General features: G+C 54.4%; 19 protein-coding genes, 1 pseudogene and 1 riboswitch. Of the genes and pseudogenes, 11 read left to right on the top strand and 9 right to left on the bottom strand.

Features of this window, described 5'->3' with window-relative positions; all coding sequences use genetic code 11:
* Nucleotides 1-1,119: 1,119 nt before the first annotated feature.
* A complete protein-coding gene (locus tag QM801_RS15730; protein WP_415020156.1) occupies nucleotides 1,120-1,377 on the top strand; it encodes a hypothetical protein in 258 nt (85 codons plus the stop codon).
* 291 nt (nucleotides 1,378-1,668) lie between these two features.
* Here QM801_RS15730 and QM801_RS15735 read toward each other — a convergent pair whose 3' ends face one another.
* The 3 genes from QM801_RS15735 to QM801_RS15745 all read right to left on the bottom strand — a co-directional run bounded on the left by QM801_RS15735 (nucleotide 1,669) and on the right by QM801_RS15745 (nucleotide 2,668).
* On the bottom strand, nucleotides 1,669-1,944 hold the full coding sequence (locus QM801_RS15735; protein WP_415020157.1) for a hypothetical protein: 276 nt from the start codon (nucleotides 1,942-1,944) through the stop codon (nucleotides 1,669-1,671).
* A gap of 81 nt (nucleotides 1,945-2,025) precedes the next feature.
* The gene (locus QM801_RS15740; protein ID WP_415020158.1) at nucleotides 2,026-2,223 is read right to left on the bottom strand and encodes a hypothetical protein; all 198 of its coding nucleotides are present in this window, start codon (nucleotides 2,221-2,223) and stop codon (nucleotides 2,026-2,028) included.
* Between the two features lie 43 nt (nucleotides 2,224-2,266).
* A complete protein-coding gene (locus QM801_RS15745) occupies nucleotides 2,267-2,668 on the bottom strand; it encodes a glyoxalase (protein ID WP_415020159.1) in 402 nt (133 codons plus the stop codon).
* A gap of 91 nt (nucleotides 2,669-2,759) precedes the next feature.
* Here QM801_RS15745 and QM801_RS15750 point away from each other — a divergent pair, with 91 nt between their 5' ends.
* Nucleotides 2,760-3,113, top strand: a complete 354-nt coding sequence (locus QM801_RS15750; protein WP_415020160.1) for a hypothetical protein — start codon at nucleotides 2,760-2,762, stop codon at nucleotides 3,111-3,113.
* A gap of 225 nt (nucleotides 3,114-3,338) precedes the next feature.
* Here QM801_RS15750 and QM801_RS15755 read toward each other — a convergent pair whose 3' ends face one another.
* Nucleotides 3,339-3,614: a hypothetical protein gene (locus QM801_RS15755; RefSeq protein WP_415020161.1), complete on the bottom strand. Its 276-nt coding sequence runs from the start codon at nucleotides 3,612-3,614 to the stop codon at nucleotides 3,339-3,341.
* Between the two features lie 810 nt (nucleotides 3,615-4,424).
* A riboswitch (cobalamin riboswitch) is annotated at nucleotides 4,425-4,641 on the top strand.
* A 109-nt stretch (nucleotides 4,642-4,750) separates the two neighbouring features.
* On the opposite strand from QM801_RS15755, the gene QM801_RS15760 reads away from it, so the two are divergent.
* The 4 genes and pseudogenes from QM801_RS15760 to QM801_RS15775 all read left to right on the top strand — a co-directional run bounded on the left by QM801_RS15760 (nucleotide 4,751) and on the right by QM801_RS15775 (nucleotide 7,993).
* Nucleotides 4,751-5,161 (top strand): DUF1636 family protein, encoded by a 411-nt coding sequence (locus QM801_RS15760; protein ID WP_415020162.1) that lies wholly within the window; start codon nucleotides 4,751-4,753, stop codon nucleotides 5,159-5,161.
* A gap of 83 nt (nucleotides 5,162-5,244) precedes the next feature.
* A pseudogene (locus tag QM801_RS15765) lies at nucleotides 5,245-5,973 on the top strand (ABC transporter ATP-binding protein); the annotation flags it as partial.
* A 20-nt stretch (nucleotides 5,974-5,993) separates the two neighbouring features.
* Nucleotides 5,994-6,926: an ABC transporter substrate-binding protein gene (locus QM801_RS15770; RefSeq protein ID WP_415020939.1), complete on the top strand. Its 933-nt coding sequence runs from the start codon at nucleotides 5,994-5,996 to the stop codon at nucleotides 6,924-6,926.
* A gap of 110 nt (nucleotides 6,927-7,036) precedes the next feature.
* On the top strand, nucleotides 7,037-7,993 hold the full coding sequence (locus QM801_RS15775; protein ID WP_415020163.1) for a FecCD family ABC transporter permease: 957 nt from the start codon (nucleotides 7,037-7,039) through the stop codon (nucleotides 7,991-7,993).
* A 380-nt stretch (nucleotides 7,994-8,373) separates the two neighbouring features.
* Here the strand turns inward: QM801_RS15775 and QM801_RS15780 are convergent, their stop codons facing one another.
* Nucleotides 8,374-8,790: a superinfection immunity protein gene (locus tag QM801_RS15780; protein WP_415020164.1), complete on the bottom strand. Its 417-nt coding sequence runs from the start codon at nucleotides 8,788-8,790 to the stop codon at nucleotides 8,374-8,376.
* Nucleotides 8,791-8,810: 20 nt separating this feature from the next.
* Complete coding sequence (locus QM801_RS15785) at nucleotides 8,811-9,323, bottom strand: DUF805 domain-containing protein (protein ID WP_415020165.1); 513 nt, start codon at nucleotides 9,321-9,323, stop codon at nucleotides 8,811-8,813.
* A 98-nt stretch (nucleotides 9,324-9,421) separates the two neighbouring features.
* Here QM801_RS15785 and QM801_RS15790 point away from each other — a divergent pair, with 98 nt between their 5' ends.
* The gene (locus QM801_RS15790; RefSeq protein ID WP_415020166.1) at nucleotides 9,422-9,682 is read left to right on the top strand and encodes a helix-turn-helix domain-containing protein; all 261 of its coding nucleotides are present in this window, start codon (nucleotides 9,422-9,424) and stop codon (nucleotides 9,680-9,682) included.
* A gap of 108 nt (nucleotides 9,683-9,790) precedes the next feature.
* Here QM801_RS15790 and QM801_RS15795 read toward each other — a convergent pair whose 3' ends face one another.
* Nucleotides 9,791-10,324 carry a hypothetical protein gene (locus QM801_RS15795; protein WP_415020167.1) on the bottom strand — a complete coding sequence of 178 codons (534 nt, stop codon included), beginning with the start codon at nucleotides 10,322-10,324 and terminating at the stop codon, nucleotides 9,791-9,793.
* A gap of 545 nt (nucleotides 10,325-10,869) precedes the next feature.
* Complete coding sequence (locus QM801_RS15800) at nucleotides 10,870-11,274, bottom strand: MucR family transcriptional regulator (protein WP_415020168.1); 405 nt, start codon at nucleotides 11,272-11,274, stop codon at nucleotides 10,870-10,872.
* A gap of 794 nt (nucleotides 11,275-12,068) precedes the next feature.
* Here QM801_RS15800 and QM801_RS15805 point away from each other — a divergent pair.
* Nucleotides 12,069-13,268 (top strand): tyrosine-type recombinase/integrase, encoded by a 1,200-nt coding sequence (locus tag QM801_RS15805; RefSeq protein WP_415020169.1) that lies wholly within the window; start codon nucleotides 12,069-12,071, stop codon nucleotides 13,266-13,268.
* Nucleotides 13,265-14,026 (top strand): hypothetical protein, encoded by a 762-nt coding sequence (locus QM801_RS15810; protein ID WP_415020170.1) that lies wholly within the window; start codon nucleotides 13,265-13,267, stop codon nucleotides 14,024-14,026. The genes QM801_RS15805 and QM801_RS15810 overlap by 4 nt, the downstream gene beginning before the upstream one ends.
* 95 nt (nucleotides 14,027-14,121) lie before the next feature.
* Here QM801_RS15810 and QM801_RS15815 read toward each other — a convergent pair whose 3' ends face one another.
* Nucleotides 14,122-15,060, bottom strand: coding sequence for a hypothetical protein (locus QM801_RS15815; protein WP_415020171.1), 939 nt, complete (start codon nucleotides 15,058-15,060; stop codon nucleotides 14,122-14,124).
* 1,605 nt (nucleotides 15,061-16,665) lie between these two features.
* Here QM801_RS15815 and QM801_RS15820 point away from each other — a divergent pair.
* Nucleotides 16,666-17,631: a hypothetical protein gene (locus QM801_RS15820; protein ID WP_415020172.1), complete on the top strand. Its 966-nt coding sequence runs from the start codon at nucleotides 16,666-16,668 to the stop codon at nucleotides 17,629-17,631.
* A gap of 127 nt (nucleotides 17,632-17,758) precedes the next feature.
* On the top strand, nucleotides 17,759-18,349 hold the full coding sequence (locus QM801_RS15825; RefSeq protein ID WP_415020173.1) for a hypothetical protein: 591 nt from the start codon (nucleotides 17,759-17,761) through the stop codon (nucleotides 18,347-18,349).
* Nucleotides 18,350-18,360: the final 11 nt, after the last annotated feature.

Below are 18,360 nucleotides of genomic sequence, written 5' to 3' on the forward strand. Positions count from 1 at the left end.
TTTCTGTGATCGGTGTATCCGTTCTTGAATTGAGATGCGTTCGGTCGTGCGCCGCTATCGTCGTTGAGGCTTGTTGGCGCAATTTTCGACGGGAAGTGTTGGGCATCGTACTTCAGCCCTCCTTCGAAAACTGATGCGAATGCCAATATTGCCGTTGTCGCAACGGTACCCGGTTGAATCGGAGCATTCGAGGGCGCGAGGTCTGCGAAGGTCTATGTGACTTCTACGCGCCAATAGCCGAGGCCCCGACTTTAAGTGGCTCAATAAATTGTGAAAGACGCTAACTCAGCATGGGAACAACTATTTATGATTGCATACCGTGTTTACTCAATCATTTAGTGTGGGTGAGGAGAGACTTCGACAAAGTCTTACTCGTCCCGAAAAGGCGGCTGCGGCCGGTTCCTTCGATCACCGCCCGGCCTCCCTTCGTGGGCGCGGTCGCGGCGGCGCCTTTACTGAGTCCAACCGGAGCAGCTATCGGGCCGTGATGGGCGCCTAAGAGCCAAAGGGAGGCCCGTAAGCCTTGCCAGGCTCAACGCTACCCGCCCCGGCCTTGCGGCAGGTCCAAAGGCATCTGGGCCGTATCGATCGCTGCCGTCGCTGCACCCGGCGATTGCAGTCATTTATCCATTCTGTGAGAACGAGGTGACTTTACGGGTGTTCTTGTTTCAAGCCGGTTGGTCAGATCCCCCGATCCGGCGACGGATACACAAATTGACAGCATCTGAAGCGTCTCTCGGCGTGAACGTTTGCGCTATCACAATCAAGCTGTCTCTATGCATACAGGAGGAAAATCACATGTTTGCACAGAAACCACCGCCTCTGAACGAAGCCCTTTCCCTTATCTACCGACCTACGCCGGTCGACTTCCTGGCTATGTGCAAGCCAGACATGCGATTGTGATCCTGTCCATGTCAAGCTAAGTGCCTCAATCTATTCCATTGAAATAATTGAGCCCATCGTGCCGAATGTTGCCAGTACGTTCCCGCTCGGTTCGGCTCAATCCGTTGCATTCCGGAGCGAATCCGGAGCGCGGAACACTTTTGCGGCCAGCCTGGTGTGCGTCGCCGCCCTGTTGATCCCCGGCGCCAGGGCTCAGCAGACCATGTTGAGCAGACCATGTCTTGCAACGCCGACGGAACGATATCCAACTTGCCTGCAATGTCTACCGGATCGATCTCCGTCGGTACAGACACTGTCAGCAAGCTGGTGTTGCCTGAGCGCCACGAACTCGACGTCGTGAAGGTCGGTGCGGTCATCCACTGGTATGCGCGGCAAGAGGTCGGGATGGTCAGACGCGCCATGGAGCGCGCCGCCAACATCATGGACACATGCGCACGGAAGGAATCGTACCTGACCCGCGACCCGCCGCTCTAGATCGCCTGCAAATGCCTGGGTCATTCTCATGCAACTCTTGGGTGTTGCGGCCATCGGATCGATGCCTGCGCTTTTGCAGTGCTCCGGCCAATTGCCGGTGATGGCGGCAGCACGCAGCAGCGGAACCGGGAAAGGAAAATGGCATGACCGGCAAAGGGCGCGCCTGCAGTGAAACACCTGGGGGCAGCTATTTCACGAAGCGCGCCCCTCCCCGTTGCCGGGGATCCTGGCGCCAAACATGCCACGTCGCAGACTATGAGCAAACCTGCTCGCCTGCCATTTCAACGGAGACTAGGCCTTCGGGATTATTCTGACCACACACTCATCATTTGTTTCAAGCCCGGCCTTCGTGCACTGAGGTGCCGTCAAATTGAAGAAGAATACATCCGAACCTTTTCCCCAAGGTCTGATGTTGCGGACGAACGGACCCGCATCGTTCAGAAAGACCTGAGCCTGAAAGGCGCGCGTTCTGCCGTTCACATACTCCGGCTTCACAACGACATAGCGCGGCAAGAACTCTTCCTTGCGCAGGATTCTGGTTGAGAAAGTGACCTTGCCCTGCTTCATGCTACTTTTCCGTCAGCTTCCGTTCGCTCAGTTTTTACACCGTTCGTGGGGCCCAAGACCCAGCAAATAAGCCTCAATCGACTACTCGTCGAGAAACATGTTCCAGCCGAAGTACGTTGCAACCAGGCTCAGCGCGAGGATCGCTCCGCCGGCGTAGTAGGCCATCCCGCCCGCCAGTGTTTCGCTCAGTAGCTCACTGATGCCCAAACAGATGCCACCGGCCGCACCCAGGACGATTGCGACGACACACCACGAAAACCAATCTCTCAGCCTATTCATTTCGGCGGCCACTCCTCCACAACGCCCCGACGGATCGTGCAGATCAGTATGTCGATTCTGTCTTGTTATCCTTCACGAGTTCAGATGGCCAGCCAATACGGACCAGCATGCCGTCCGGGCCGGAGATGCCTACCTCATAGAGGCCCCATTCACGATGTCGCAAGACGCCTCCGGGGCGAATGATCAGGTCATCGACCCGGGCGGCGATCGCATCGACATCCGGCGTGCGAATGAACACCCCAAAGGGATTGCTCTCCGCCGGCACACTCCATGGACCCGTTCCAGCCTGTGTCAGGTGCACCTCGCACCCCCACCCCGTCATGATGTGGTATTTGGCATCTCCGCCTGTTCGAGAGAAGCCCAGGCGCTCCCAGAATGGCAGCGCGGCCAACAGATCATTGCTCGGAACGATGGCGAAGGCGCCAACGGTGGGTGAGGTGGGCATACGTTCTCCATCTTCGATCAGATTTGCGCCCGGCGGTCAGAGTTGGACTGTATCTCTAGCGTGCTTTCAAACAATAGGGTTATATGAGCAGATGACAGACGACAGATCGAACGACCCTAACCTCAAGTCAGCAGACGTGCTGAGCTTTGGAGTGGCGAAGGCAATGAAGGCGGCCAGTGGCAATCTGGCCGAGATCCATGCTCTGACTCTGGAGGGCTTGAGGCAGATCGAGGGGTTCTCGGTACGATCCCTCAATGCAGAACAGCTACTGAACCTGGTCGAGAGGTTTGCTGAGTTCAAGCTGGTAGCGGCTTTGACTGCTCCAGACGTGATCGCCGCGACACAAGCGGAAGCAAAGAGGTTGGGTCGAGAACTCACAACCAAAGAGACTATGGAACTTCTGCAAGGCCTGAATGCGCGGGCCTTCGACGTCACTCTCAAATAAAGAGAGCCCCGCGCCGGTTGACCCGGGCGGGGCGAGTTCATTCCAAGGTAGACATTGGAGCCGGGTGACAGGAATCACCCGGTGAGACCAGATACGCGCCAGTCACAGAACTACAACTACAGACTGTGCACCCGATCCGCAAGGGCGGCCACTTCCAGGGAGTGGGGCGTGTCTCAGTTCGTAGTTTGACCGCCGCACTTTTTGAAAGTTTTGGGGCGATCGGCGCTAAACGACACGCAATTGCGGCTTGGCCCTATTGTTGACGACGCCCCCTCCGTTTGACGGCAGCCCAACCGTCCAGGATCCCGCGGTCTCGAAATATTGCCCCCGGGGAAACAAATTGGCTGGAGTGACCTGATCGGTCAGCGTGTCGCTCTTGTTGCTGTTGCCTTCGGTCAGGAACGAAGAAAGCGTGACGCCGTCGCGCTGCTCGATGACCGTTCGGGTGAAGAGCGAAAGCGCCGCCTCGCCGGCCGCTCCTTCCCCGGTCTCATAGACCACACCGTCGAACTGTTCGATGGGCAGGCCGTTCAGTTACACGTTTTCGATCATGCAGCGGCCCTGGACTCCGACGACGACGTGGGCCTGTGTGTTGTAAGCGCCCCATGCCGTGTAGGCCGGCGCGAGGTGCGGCGCCGAGTAACCCAGTTAACCCAAGATGAAGGGATGGTTGTCCAAAGTGACCGAGTTGCAGGTAACGCCGGCCTGGCTGAGCGTTTCTGGTCGGCGCCATTGTTCGACACCTTGGGCGGCGCGCTGAGCGCAGGGAGGGCGGGACTGCCGGCGAGGCCGACGCCAGCGGCGAGGAGGTTGGCGCCGATACCACCGGCCGCGAAGCTGGAGCCAGATACAGTAAAACGAAATGCGGCAGAAAATAAGTAGCGGAAGTATAGGGGAAAATGGTGGGTGGTACAGGGGAAGGAACTTGTGACGCCTACCATGTCAAAGTGATCCAATCATCTCTCGAAAAACCACAATCTATCACAAGCCCGCTTCCAAACTCGGATTGTTGGAGTTTTGAATCAGTGTTCATGCAAAAGACTTTCTTGTATTCTGGGTTTACTCTTTCATCCTCAACTGAACTCAGTCCACTTATTTTCGGCGGAGGGCCGTTCTAGTAACTACGTTTGGGATCACCTCATTCGCAATCTAGCCGGTATGGCGTCCAATTCACCTTTCAATATTCCTGTCATTGTAGTTTTGCCATTCAAGACAGTTCTTAAGGGAATTGAGAAGGCTTACGTTGAGCAACACTTGATGGAAACGAGTTTCAGTCGGATTTCCGGCGCTTGCACAGAACAGTTTCATCCGGTAGAACGATTTTACAATGGCGCTGTGGACCGCTTCAACGGCCACGGCTTAATAGGGAATACGGTGAGGACAACCCACTAGGGGCCGAAACCGTGGCTGCCCCCGCAACTGTGAGCGGTAAGGTTCCAGGTAAATGTCACTGGCCGACAGGCTGGGAAGACGCCCGGAACCACTTGAACCGCAAGCCAGGAGACCTGCCGTTGGACTATCGCAACTCAACGGACGGGGTGATCCGAAATGACTGTGTTCTTCATGAAATTGATCACGCCGACTTGGCGTGAGCTGATCGCCATGACTGACCGCACTTCGTTCCCCGAAGGCAGCACATGGCTCACAGCGGATACTCTCATATCATCATAGTCTGCACGACATGCAGACACACCGGCCTCACATGTAGGCCGGGATACGATCTCATAGCAAAATTGAATGCAGCGCTGGTTGCAGCTGGTCCTGCTTTGGCAAATGATTTTCAGGTGAGCGGGACATCATGTTTGGCGGGGTGTAGTCGCCCATGCACCGTTGCTTTCCGCGCTGATGCCAAGGCCACCTACGTGTTTGGCGACATTTCTGATGATTGCGACGTTGAAGCACTCGTTCAGTTCGCAGGGCTATATGCGGTGCGTGGCGACGGCATGAGCAAAGCCAGTGAGCACCCACAAGAGTTGCGTTTCAAGACGTTGGCCAGAATTCCGGCCGCCGTGATCGCATGTGTGCCGCGTGGAGGCGCCATCCAATGACCCACCTCGCTTCAGCTTCTACCTTGAGGGTTGAAGACCTTACCTGGGGTCCTCAAGGTGCATCTCCCATCATCCGCGACATTAGCTTCACAGTGAGACCAGGTGAACGCCTTGCGATCATTGGGCCGAATGGCGCTGGCAAATCATCACTGCTTCGCTGTCTCTACCGAATGAACCAGCCAACCCGAGGTACTATCACACTCGACGGTAGTGACATTTGGGGCATGAAGCCAAGGGAGGTCGCGCGAAAGGTGGCCGCCGTCCTGCAGGAGACGCCATCAGACTTTCCGTTCACAGTAGCTGACATTGTGCGAACTGGACGCATTCCTCACAGCACATTCGTCAGTGCAACAAGTGATCTTGATGCGGAGAAGATTGCCCACGCTCTAGAGCATGTCGGCATGAACAGCTTCCGGGATCGACTGTTCTCCAGTCTCTCAGGTGGTGAGAAGCAGAGAGTTTTTGTTGCACGAGCCCTTGCTCAGGACCCTACCTTGCTGATCCTCGACGAGCCGACGAACCATCTCGACATTCGTCACCAGCTTGAAGTCCTGAGGCTTGTTCGTGACCTTGGAATCACGGTGATCACGACACTGCATGATATCAATCATGCGGCGAATTTCGCCGACAAGGTCGCGATACTGGCAGATGGACAGCTTGTTGACTGGGGCAAGCCATCAATTGTGCTCACCAATGAGGCCATCAGTCGCGCGTTTGGTGTGCAGGCCAACCAATACACCGTGTCGATCGGACCCGGCCCTCATTTCTTTTTCTCACTTCCCCGCAATGCAAGACAGGAGAGGCAACAATGAGCAACCGCATACGATCCATCATGATAACAGCCATACTACTCGCCGCTGCCGAACCGGTTCTCGCTGACCAAGTAACCGTGCGAAGCTGCAACCGTGACGTCACATTCGATGATACGCCGAAGCGGGCAATTTCCAACGACGTCAATTTGACAGAGATGATGCTTGCACTGAAGCTCAATGACCGCATGGTTGGGTATACCGGGGTGTCAGGCTGGAAGACACTAGACGAGAAGCTGCGCGAAGGGGTGAAGCAACTGCCCGAACTCTCACCTGACTATCCGACCAAGGAGGTCTTGCTAGGGGCCAACGCGGACTTCTATTTTGCGGGATGGAACTACGGCATGAAAGTCGGAGGTGAAGTCACGCCGGAAACGATGGCGCAGCACGACATCAAGGTCTACGAGTTGACCGAGAGCTGCATTCATATCATGGCGAAGAATAAGCCGACCATGGATGACATGTTCATTGACCTCCTCAACCTTGGAGAGATATTCCGAGTCGAGGACCGTGCAAAGACCCTTGTCGAAGGATACAAGGCCGATCTGGCCAAGATAACTGCACAGCTTGGGAATGTTGATCCACCAACCCGTGTCTTCGTCTATGACAGTGGCGAGGACAAGCCATTCACTTCAGGAGAATACGGCATTCCGACGGCCATGATCGAAGCTGCTGGTGGTAGAAACATTATGGACGATGTTGCGAAAAGTTGGGTGGAGGTGTCCTGGGAACCGGTGGTCGAACGCAATCCCGAGGTGGTCATCATCGTCAACTATGGGCAGGTGACTGCTGAACAGAAGATCGCCTTTATGAAGAACAACCCGGCCTTCAAGAACATTGACGCTGTAAAGAACGACCGCTTCGTTGTTCTGCCATATGTCGAAGCCACACCCGGACCCCGCAACATCGAAGCCATCGTCACTTTGGCCAAGGCTTTTCATCCCGACAAGTTCTGACCACTGATCGCCGTCCTGTGTGATGCCATGGGGCTGCGGTGCACGCCGAGGGCAACTTGAGCCGTTTTTCCTTGAACATACTGGCGTCTCTGACGACGCTACTCTTCGCCATGACGCTCGCCGTCGCCCTTGGCGCAGCCACCATTCCTCTCGCCACGGTCTGGGGGGTCATCCTCAACAAGCTGTCAATCGTGCTTATCGCGCCGACTTGGTCAGCAGGTCAGGAGAGCATTATCTGGGATGTGCGCTTGCCCCGAGTCCTGCTGGCGGCGTTTGTCGGGGCAGGTTTGGCGCTGGTGGGTGCAGTCCTGCAGCCGCTCACTAGAAACCCGCTGGCCGACCCGCATCTTCTGGGCGTCTCTTCCGGGGCATCGTTCGGTGCGATCCTCGCGCTTCTCCATACCGGTCTGATATTTGGTGCGACCACGGTGCCTCTCTTCGCTTTTGCGGGAGCATTGGGCGCGACTGCATTGGTACTGATGGTGGCCCGTCTGACATCCTCCGCAACGGTGGACCGCCTTGTCCTCTCCGGGGTGGCAGTATCCTTCGTGATCGCATCACTCGCAAATCTTCTCATCTTCCTTGGGGACCCCCGAGCGCAGCATACGGTCGTTTTCTGGATGCTTGGCGGCCTCGGCCTCGCACAGTGGGGCCATTTGGCCTACCCGGGGCTTGCCCTTTTTGGAGGCCTTGTCGTTCTGATGTTCCAAGCGGCTTCATTGAATGGTTTGGCCCTTGGAGATGAAACTGCCACATCGTTGGGGTTGCGGGTTCAACGCTTGCGCCTGGAATTGTTTACGCTGACCGCGTTGCTGACGGGCGTAATGGTTGCGTTCTCCGGTGCCATCGGATTTGTCGGACTCATGGTGCCACACATCACGCGACTTCTAGTGGGCAGCGACAATCATCGAGTGCTGCCCGTTGCTGCCTCTCTGGGAGCAACTGGCTTGGTCATCGCCGATCTCGTCGCTCGCATCATCATTAGGCCTGAAGATATGCCTATCGGCGTCATTACTGGGTTGGTGGGTGGTGTCATGTTCATTGTAGTGTTGCGGAGAAAACACTAGCGCTTATGAAGCCAGTTTCCTGTGAGTGTTGTCTTGCGTCGGATTGGATCACCAACAATGGCATTCTGATCCATATTTCCATCGGCGGTCGACAGCACCAATAGCGTTTCTTTGATCAACCACTCCTGTCACTTATGAATGCAGTCACTGAGGGTATGCAAAGTATTTTTGTGAGTCTGCAACTAAACCACGTCTTCGTCATCCATGATGCGTTGTTCTCTTATTCGCGTATTTTGATTGCATTGCTTCAGAAAAATGCAGAGGTAGATGATCTGTTTTTCACAGATGAAGTGTAAAAAAACCGCCGTCAGAAAGCGTTGTTGTGTGCATGTTGTTTAAACACTATCCCCAAGTTACCCTAGGCTCGGCGTTGGGATCACTCATTCGCCAAGTGCGCGGTTCAGCAACGACTTCTTCAACGATAGAAACTCTTCTTCGAGAAGAGAACCGTTGTCTACCAAGCGCCTTAGGCGCAGAAGGAGGTCAGAAACGTCATGCAATTCTTGACGTTTATCGTCGAGGCTTGGGAGCTTTCGGACCAAATCTGGGTCATTTACAAAAAGATTGAGACCACTTTCTCCACCGTGGTTTCCAGTGGAACTCCTATGCACTGCGGACAGGGCCCAAATCAGGGCACCGAACCAGCCAATGATGGTAGCTCCAAATGCGAGATTGACAACTGCTATAGCCCAACGATTGGGGTGCGCCCTCACAATGCCCACAAACGTTGGCAAGAAGTAGATGAGCCCCCCGACCAGGTACCATGTTATGAGGAACTTCGCTTCAGAACTATTCAACCTTGCCCCCGTAACCGATATTACGATTTCTGACCGAGCAAGGTTGATTTGAGACGCTGGAACTCCTCCTGATCCAAAACTCCAGATGCTTTGAGAGCGGCTATCTTTTCGAGTTGGTCAACCACTTCTGGTGCAATTTGTGCAGCACTATGGGAGGGGCGACCTGCTGACGAAGTTTCCGCTGGAACCTGTCCATAGATATTGGGACCTGACTCAGATGCGGTAGCATAAAAAATGATCAGGACGATGAGTCCTAGGGGAACGACTGCAAGCAACTGCCACCATCCAGTACGTCCAATGTCATGCAGGCGCCTCGCCTGAATAGCCAATGTAGGGAACAAGTGGACCAGCCAAATGAGTCCAGTTACTGGTTGGACTGGCCCGTCGATAGGATATCCTAGTGCTTCATCGATGAACAAACCCAGGAGAAGGAGGAAGACCAAAGTGAGCATAAACCACCAATACTCTGCTCTGGTGGTCCTCCCCTGGAACACCGCGTATTTTTTTAACGCCTTGGAGTAGCTCCGCAACATGTTCGCCTCCCCTTTTGGCCAGTAGCAATGGCACATCCAGAATAGGAGATCAACAGTCCGTGTATTTATAGTGCCCATATATGGCGACTTCAGTCGCTATGGACACGCGCAAGATGATTGCTTGGAATCTGAGACGTATTCGGGTGGGCAAGAACATCTCACAAGAACAGTTGGCGCTTGAGGCCATGATCGATCGTGCTTACGTGGGCCGTATCGAGCGGGGAATGGAAAACGTCACTGTTAATACACTTGACGCGCTTGCCAAGGCTTTGAGCGTTACAGCAGTTGAGTTTTTCAGGAAACCCGTTGGAGAACCCCCGCCACTTCGTCTTCGTGCAGGACGTAAACCAAAGCGCTGAATAAACCTGCCAGGACAGCCTCTAACAAATGTATTCATTGAGTTTCAGTGAACACCAAGTCTTTTGAGTTTTCTCAGCGGATAGTCGCGTTTGCATAGCACTGACAAGTCAGCTGTCGTGAAAGGTAGCAATATCTTTTGAACAGATATTATAAATGCGCTGGATGCCACCTGCCCGGAGAATAAAGATCTCCAGTTCCTCAACGGGTACAGAGTCCTCCCAGGCGAGTTGAAGCACAGATGCCCAACTACGCGCTCTCTGCCGTCTTGATGAATAAAATTCGCCAAATGCCAGCTTAAAGGCGTGACGCACCACCTTACGCAATTGGGCAAAACGTTTGAGAGTCAGGCTTCTTTTTTCACTACTCCAACTATCGTTGTCTAATCCGTTGCGAAACCGCTCATCGCTGCGCAAAATTTCGTAGAGAGTTGCTAGCGCCTTATATTGGCTGTATCTGTCACCCACAGAGCCGATACGCCGGCCATGCTTTCCGGTACTATAGACCCGCCTCCCCTCTCTCTGCTTCTTTGAAGCTCTCTTCGCGCCACGCTGACGATCAAGGTCACGAAGTTCACTCTCGAAATCCAGAAGCACGTCTGCCATTTTGGCGATAAGTCTCTGATTGGTTTTCAGCTTGCTCAATTGATAGCCTGCAAAAAATGCGAGCTCACAAGACTCAACTCAGACCAGCTGCGTTCATTGCAGTCTGTTGTGGCTTGTGAACCGGGCTGCCTGGTCGGGCGACAACATCGGATTGGTCAGATAACCCCCACTCTCCACAAGTTCGCATACAGGCAGTTGGGTAAATATCCTGCGTTATGCAACGCAGAGAAAGAGCTCGACACTGTAGAAGGCGCACTGCGTGAGTTGTTTCAGACCTCAATTGACAAGTACTTCTGACACCATGCATGATTATCAGCGGAGAGTCTAAGTGACACTCTCTTTCCCCCAAGCTTCTTTGCCCCGGCGTGCGTCGGGGCTTTTTTTGATTGCTCTTAAGCAGAGATCGAAATGACGTAAACAAAGCGAGTTGATGGCGACCACATGATTTTTGATGACGAGAAACAGCCAAGAAGATACCTTTTAACATGTTTGGAGTATTGGTTAGTGACACACTCGTGCAACGAGCTTCCCTAGGTACAAAATGCCCACTCTGTCTCCAGGCTTGGTTCGGACGAGGCAAGGTCCTATCGCTTCCTCTTTCCCGTAACTCCCAATCCCATTGATTTTGCGAGACTGGACCGCAGCTCTGAAAAACGCGGTGCTGTCATCGGATAATCAGAAGGCAAACCCCATTTCAAACGGTATTGTTCAGGGGTGAGCCCAAACTTATCGCGCAAATGGCGCCTCAGCGATTTGAACCTTTTTCCATCTTCCAGACACACGATATATTCTGGAAAGATGGACCTTTTGATTTCGGACTTCCTAGGTGTCAAATCTGGCGATGATCTGGCTATTCCACCCGATTGCACAACCAACAATGCTTGATGCACATCTGACATAAGCAGCGGCAACTCCGATCTGGGTATGTCATTTCGACTGAGGTAGGAGGCGACGATTTGTGCTGTGAGGGTCATAACTGAGCTGTCCATGGCTACCTCGCCAGTTTCTGGTGCGAATTAATTCACTGCAGATTACAACCCGTCAAGGAAATCCGACAGCCGCTCGCCCTCTCTGTTCCCTGGCGACGGCATGTTTGAGACTCTACCTGCCGGATCACTGTCCCAAACAGGAACTGCGAAGACCACCGGCTTGATAGCTCATTACTAAGACGGCAGATTATGGAATAAAATTGGGGCCCTTCACGGGCCGGCTATTTATGTCGGCAGCGGCAACTTTGCATTGCTTGAGCGGGGGTGTTTTTGTTGTCTGGGCCTTGGCAGCCACCGGACGCAACCACTCTTTTACCAGCTGATTTTGCGGTGCCCCAAGGACACGGTTTAGAATGCAGTGCGCAATGCCAGCTTTGCTTACATGGTGCTTATTTGAGGTCTGAAAGCCAGTCAGTCAAAAAAGCACGTTCGAAAAAACTTTTCTAAATCATGTAGTTAAGTGGTACAGCCTCCCAGGCTTGAACTGGGGACCCCCAGATCCACAATTGGTTCCTGAACTTTGCTCCGGGTTGCCAATGGCTGCCATTTGCTGCGAATAATCGCTCAATCTCAATGACTTCCTTCGCTATGTATTGCTAACGAGCGCTCTGGACTTCGATCTCGAATGCTTCCCCCGTGCTTCCCCGGTGCTTCCCTGGAGCCGCGGCTTCTGTTTATCTAGGGTTTCCGGAAACCCGGAAGGGTCCAAAAAATATCCCAATATAGAAAAGGCCGAAAAGGTGTCCAAAGGTGTACAGGTGTCCAAGGTGTCCAGCCCGAGCGCACCCCGGTCTATGAAGGTGAAGCTCACGAAACGGGCGATCGATGCCATCACAACCGGCGTCGTCGAAGCCTTCTACTGGGACTTGGACCAGCGAGGCTTGGGGATCCGAGTAAAACCTTCGGGTGTGAAGACATGGTTTATCCAGTACCGCACTGTGAACGGTCGCACACGTAGGCTTTCCCTTGGCACCGTGCTCGAGCTCACGCCTGAGCAAGCTCGTAGGCTCGCCCAGGAGAACCTCCTGCAGGTGAAGTCTGGCAAGGATCCTTCGGCCGACCGAAAGGCTGAACGACAGGCGGAAACCGTGACGGAGATGCTGGACCGCTTCCGCAAAGACCACGTCAACATACACTGCCGACCGAAGACCATTGCGGAGTACGGCCGCCTGATGGACAAAGTCATCATCCCCGGGATCGGCGCCCTCGTGGCGAAGTCCGTCGATCGCACTGACATTGAGCGCTTTCACCGGAAACTTGTCGAAACACCGAGGCAAGCGAACCATGCTCTGGCTGTGCTGATGGCTGCCTTCACCTTCTCCCGCGGTCCTGATGCAGCCAACCCATGCCGAGGAGTGAAGAAATTTCCTGAAGTCCATAGAGAGAGGTTTTTGTCGCTCGACGAGCTCAAGCGATTGGGTGCTTGTCTTTCCGACATGCAGGAAGAGGGCTTGTTATACCTCCCAGCCCTCAAAGCGGTCAGACTGTTGGTCTTGACCGGACTTCGCCTGAGTGAAGCCACGAGCCTCACTTGGGCAGATATCAGCGAAGAGCGCAGCGCGGTCCATCTCCCCCGCCCCAAGGGCCGCAAGGGCCCGGAGTGGCGAGTGGTCGGCGCCGATGCGATGGAACTGCTGAAGGCCATGCCTCGTCACAGCAAGGTGAAGTGGATCTTTCCCAACCGAGCTGGCGACGGACCGCTGCAGAAAGAAGCGATGGAAAAGACCTGGCAGAAGATCCGCGAACGGTGCCAGCTACAGGATGCCAGATTGCATGACCTGAGGCACACGGTAGGTACTATGGCCGGCCGCACAGGCGTGAGTTCTTTCATTGTGCGAGACCTTCTCGGGCATACGACAATTGCCATGACCAACCGCTACGTCAATCATGATGCTGATCCTGTTCGTGCCCTCAGCGACAGAGTAGGGAGAGAAATTGCTTCTCAACTCTTTGGTGGCGTTCATCCGAAAAGCATCGAGGGCGACGAGCAGTGACGGCCTATCTTCCGTTCAACCTGTCCCTGCTCCACGAAGGAGAAGAGCGCACGCGACAGGATGCTCTTGACCTGGTTGCTCCCAACCTCAGGCTACAGTTGCATCTCAAGGCCGTCGAGGCTGCTATGTTGCTGGCGGATACACTCCGGCAGTTGCCGAATGAAGACGAAGATTTCAAAGTCTTCCAGCTTCTGGGACTGCGGCTCTTCAATGCTTTTGGATCCAGCGTAAAGCTGTTGATGGCCGGCTACTTTCAGAACGGTGCCCTGATCCTCCGAGATGTATTGGAGACCCTCTTTTTGCTCGACTTGCTGAGTCACGATCGTGCTCTCGTCTCTCAATGGCGGATCGCAGACAGGAAGGTAAGGAAGCAGTTGTTCTCTCCTGCCGCGGTACGAAAGACACTAGATGATCGTGACGGACTGAAAACTCGGAAGCGGGAAAAGCAGTACGTGATGTTCTCTGAGCTTGCAGGCCATCCTTCAATGCAGTCAGCCCATATGCTTAGACCGCAAAAGGATGCGGACGCGGTCATTGGTCCGTTCATGGTAGCTCGCACGTTAGAGGCGACGTTGACCGAGGCGGGACGCCTCGCGGTTCAAATCGGAGAACTGCTCGATGCGTTATTTCCCAAGACCTGGGAGCATGGCTTCGAAGCTCAGCGCACCTTCGCCATTGCCAAGAGAGAGTGGTTCAAAGAGTTCTATCCGCACCTTTTAAACCGCGGCAAAGCTGGACCGGGCGCCGGTTCTGGTTAAGTGGGGGGCTTAGGTACATCTGGCGCCTCTCGCCTCCACGGGTAATTCGGACTTTGCCCGGTGCGGGGCTTTTTGTGGTTACACTGTAATCGCGGTCAATTGCTCTTGCTGCCCACGGGTGAAGTGAGCGATTTCGCTTTAAACACTTCAATTGCCTTGGTCGCTACCACAGGCTTGATCTTTCCAATCTTTGCCTGAGAGATCAGATACTGCGGCAAGTGGTTTTTCAAATAGTTGTCCCGGAACCACTGGCGGAAATCACCCAATGCCTCGTCAGGATAACAGTAAGGCGATTGTGGGTTCGAGACGGCTTGGGGAAAATACACCGGATAGGCGTGCTCATACTTGATCCGTTCGCCATGAAGAATGGCGAGGTTCTCAGCAACCCAGTGTTTTGACCACCTTTGCCCCACGCTGATATCCGGCACGATGTGTGGCCCAACGTTGATGCCTGCATTGATCATGGGGACGATCATGCCGGCAATTTCTTGGTAGATACTGAAGTAGCCGGGTGGCACTGCGTTTGCGACTAGGCTCACGCGGTCATGGAACTGCTGCCACGCCAGAGAGACTTTGCCGTCGGGATTGTAGCCGACCTGCGCATAAACGAAATCCGAAAAGCCCTTCTTTGCGAGCGTGCGGAAACTGTTGAGCGCATGTTCGTTGGGAGTAGCTACTTCGAAGGCGTAATATTCGAGTGTCGCCATGCAGACGTGGGCGGGCACGGCGTGGTGGATTGTGCCGTTCTTCTTCACGGCGTGGAAATATACCGTGTCGTCGAACCCCTGGGCCTTGATAAGTGCCCGAATCTTTTGCTCGCGCAACTTTGGGGCAGGTGCACCCCACTCGCTGGTCAACTTGACCAAGGTTGTATGATCGACACCACACATGCGCGCGAGTCCACGGATGGTGAGGTACGGAGATCCGTCCGCAAGGACGCCCATGCCTACGCCATCGACTTCGGCCTCGACGACAATGTCGAGATCAAATTCGCCTTGGATGGGGGTGGTGACTGGATAGATGGGAAATGTCATATTTTCTAGCCTTTACAGTTGGTTGATGTGGTGACCAACGGGGCTAGACACGTCTACCCATCATTGCTTTACATGGGTTTGCACAGAGCGGGTCTGCCTCGTTGCCGACTCCTCAAATGGGCTCCTTGGGTTATACCCGGGGGCCCATTCTCGTTGTGGGACTGTGTTCTTACTCCACCTGCGGTGAAAAAGCAAAAGCCCGGCATGCCGTCTCCACACGTCACCCTCGCCGATCTCTCACGTGCCGGCCGCTTGGTCGAGTGTGGCTGCACGGCTTGCAGCACTGTGGAATACCTGAAGCCTGACGAGTTCGTGGTCCCCCTCAACGTTGAGGTGCCGATGATCCAGCGGTGGTGGAGGTGCCGGCGCTGCGGGGCGAGGAACACACCGACTGCCGGTCCTGTGTGGGTGCGGCCCGATTCTAGCGTCGACCCTCGGCAGGGCAGCTAATCATTCTCCCAGCGCTCCGACCCGCCGAGACGGAAGGAGCATGCCGGGGGGCTTAGGTACTTCCGGCGCCCTTCGCCTGCTCGGGTAATTCGGACCCCGCCTCCTCAGTAGTTTGAAACGTTTCAGACAGGGTTGACGAGGTTGACAACGGTTGACGATTTAGGTGCCCATCACAGGTTTTGACCGCACCTCTTGCAGACGTAAAAAGCCGCAGGATTAGTAGTCCCACATCTCCTGCACTTTATGGTCGGCTCCACGTTTATCTTGTCGTTAGCTCTTCGGGCTTTGCGATCCGGAAGCGCAGGCATTGCTGCGACCGCTATCAGGGCCACGAGGGAAAAAAGGAAGCCCAAGAAGCACCAGCCCAGAACGGACCTTCCTTTCGAGTATGCGACTGCAGCTGTGAAAATGGCGAAAACAGCCGCCGCAATCAAAACTTCAGTGTACGAGATCGCAAAAATTGACGAGCCGGCGTCCATTGATGATTACCTGGTTCAAGCATCCAGATTGAACACTTGAATGCTGCACGGTCAATATTATCCACTCTACATGGTCGCGTCGCCCGAACCGAAGCAGCGGATCATTACCTGCCGAGGTGTTGAGATTTGATCACATAAGCCGCGAAAAGGCTTGAACATGTTCACAAGTGAATTAAGTCTGCTCAATCATGATCACCGGCGCACAAATCAGGATGGCCCGTGGATATCTCCGTTGGAGCGCAAAAAGGCTGGCGTTGGAGTGCGGGGTCGGGCTGTCGACAATCATTCGCATGGAGGTAGGTGACGACCTTCCCGCGGCACATCGCTCAAGCATCCTGGCCGTGCATTCGACCCTAACCAACCTCGGCATGAAATTTCCACCTGCGACGAGCGCAGAGATCACGGTCCATATCAGCCCGCGAGCGAGACGCGGAAGCAGTGCGAAGAGTGCAAAATAATGGAACCTACCTATGTCTGTTGGCCGGCAGACGGCCTCACATTCTCAGAGATGTGGTTTAGGACAGTCGGTTGGGATGGCGACGGCATAATTCCACTGAGACCTGGACCCACGCCCAGGGGTAGCTTTTCATTGCACGAGTTGGACAGTGGTCGGCGCGAATGGCGAAGACGGGAGCAGATACGGAAGAACAGAGAAAATTCCAGTCGAAAGATCCTTTTGCAGCATCTCAAATCCTCGAACTTGGTAGCGATCGGACATGACACGCAAGAAGACGCTGCAAGATTTTTGACTTCCGGCCTTCCGCACCCCACTTCCGTGCGGCCCGCCTTCTGGAATGAAAACCGGCGATTCAACGACAAAAAGCATGAGCTGTTTGCAGATGGAAAGCTTGTCATGCACGGAGTTCGTTTTGTGCCGCTGCTGCTAGCGCCATCTGCTCCTGAAATGTTAGACGGCCGGCGCCTGGCCGACGTGTTTTCCCAGTTCATTCTCGGGGACCCGGAAACGCAAAACGCTATTCTGCGGAGTGGAAAAGATGGAGGTCTTGGCATTCATCGGCTCACTTCATGGAACATTCGGTCCGATACACAGGCGTCGCTGGAGACAGACATCTCGGGAGGCAGTAAAGCAGATCGCCCTATAATCCCTGCGTCCGTCCAGATGGTGATCTCAGATCGGCTCCGGTCGCTCGTGGACCTTGTTGCAAGTGGTAAAGTGAAGGTGGAGGGAAAAGACGCAAAAGGAAAGAAGGTCGTTCTAAGCTTCGACATCTGGAATGGCGAAGATATCACGATCGATCTTGAGGCATCCACTCTCAAACGTAGTTGCCGAGGGAAGCTGGAGCCCTTCGCCTCGAGCATCACACTCGTCAGAGGTACAGCGGCCGCAAGGCCGACGGCAGTAGCTCATCCTTTCCTACCGGCTTGGGATGATGAAAGAGACACCCACAAAATCTATATTCGCAAGTGGGTTGCGGGCCGTCCACCGCACGATCGAAGCTTCGAAAGGGAAGTCGAGCAGCTTGGGGATACCGCCATCGAGAGGCATCGGTGCATTGCTTCATTTGCCGGACGGCCAAGTAGGGCGGTCAATGGTTTGGGGAAAGAGCTTACCGATGTGCTCAACACCAGAAAGCAGATGCGGGAAGAAGTTTCGCGCGTAAAGCCTCTTCGCGCAAGCTGAAGCACTTTGGAATTATCCGAGAATTTTCAAAATTGATTCTGAGGCAAAGTTAGCTCTACTGCTTGCTGGTTCCATTCAGTCCCTGTCTTAAGTCAGCAACTCCTCCATGAGACCTCGAGGACGACAAATGACCGCTCAGAAAGAATCCGACGCAGCGCAGCTTGCGCTCGCGCTTGCCGAATTCATAGAACGATACCGGCGGATCAAATTGGGGCGCGCAAGCGAAGACGCTGGGTGCCTGCGTATTGCGAACCACCTCATAAAGATCGTGAAGCGGACAGCGGAAAAGAAATCGAAGTCGCCAGCAGGCCGAAAGCCCACACATGATCGCCAGTGGTGCCGCTCCGCCCTCCTCGACATCATGACACGGGATCCTGACGGACTACCTCCAGTGCAAGCATCGATGGTCGAGATGCTTAGGCTGAGACTGGAGCATGATGGAAGGCCGATGCCGGGTGATACTTGGCTAAAAAAGATTGTAAGTGAATTCTATGCAGAAGCGCGGTTGTTCGAAGAGGACGCTATTGAAAAGTTCAAGCGGTCGAAAGCCCTTCATCGCACATTCGATGGTGACTTTTCGAAGTTCCTCGCGTTTCGGCGTTCAAGACTCGGAATGGACGAGGAGTGGAGACGTTCTCCAGAGATGCAGAAAAAATACCCAACGAAAGAGGCCTACATCGACCACATTTTGAGTGGTGGTAGTCTCGAGGATCATTAGACCTAAATGCC

The organism is Aestuariivirga sp., assembly GCF_047600585.1.
GTDB lineage: Bacteria > Pseudomonadota > Alphaproteobacteria > Rhizobiales > Aestuariivirgaceae > Aestuariivirga.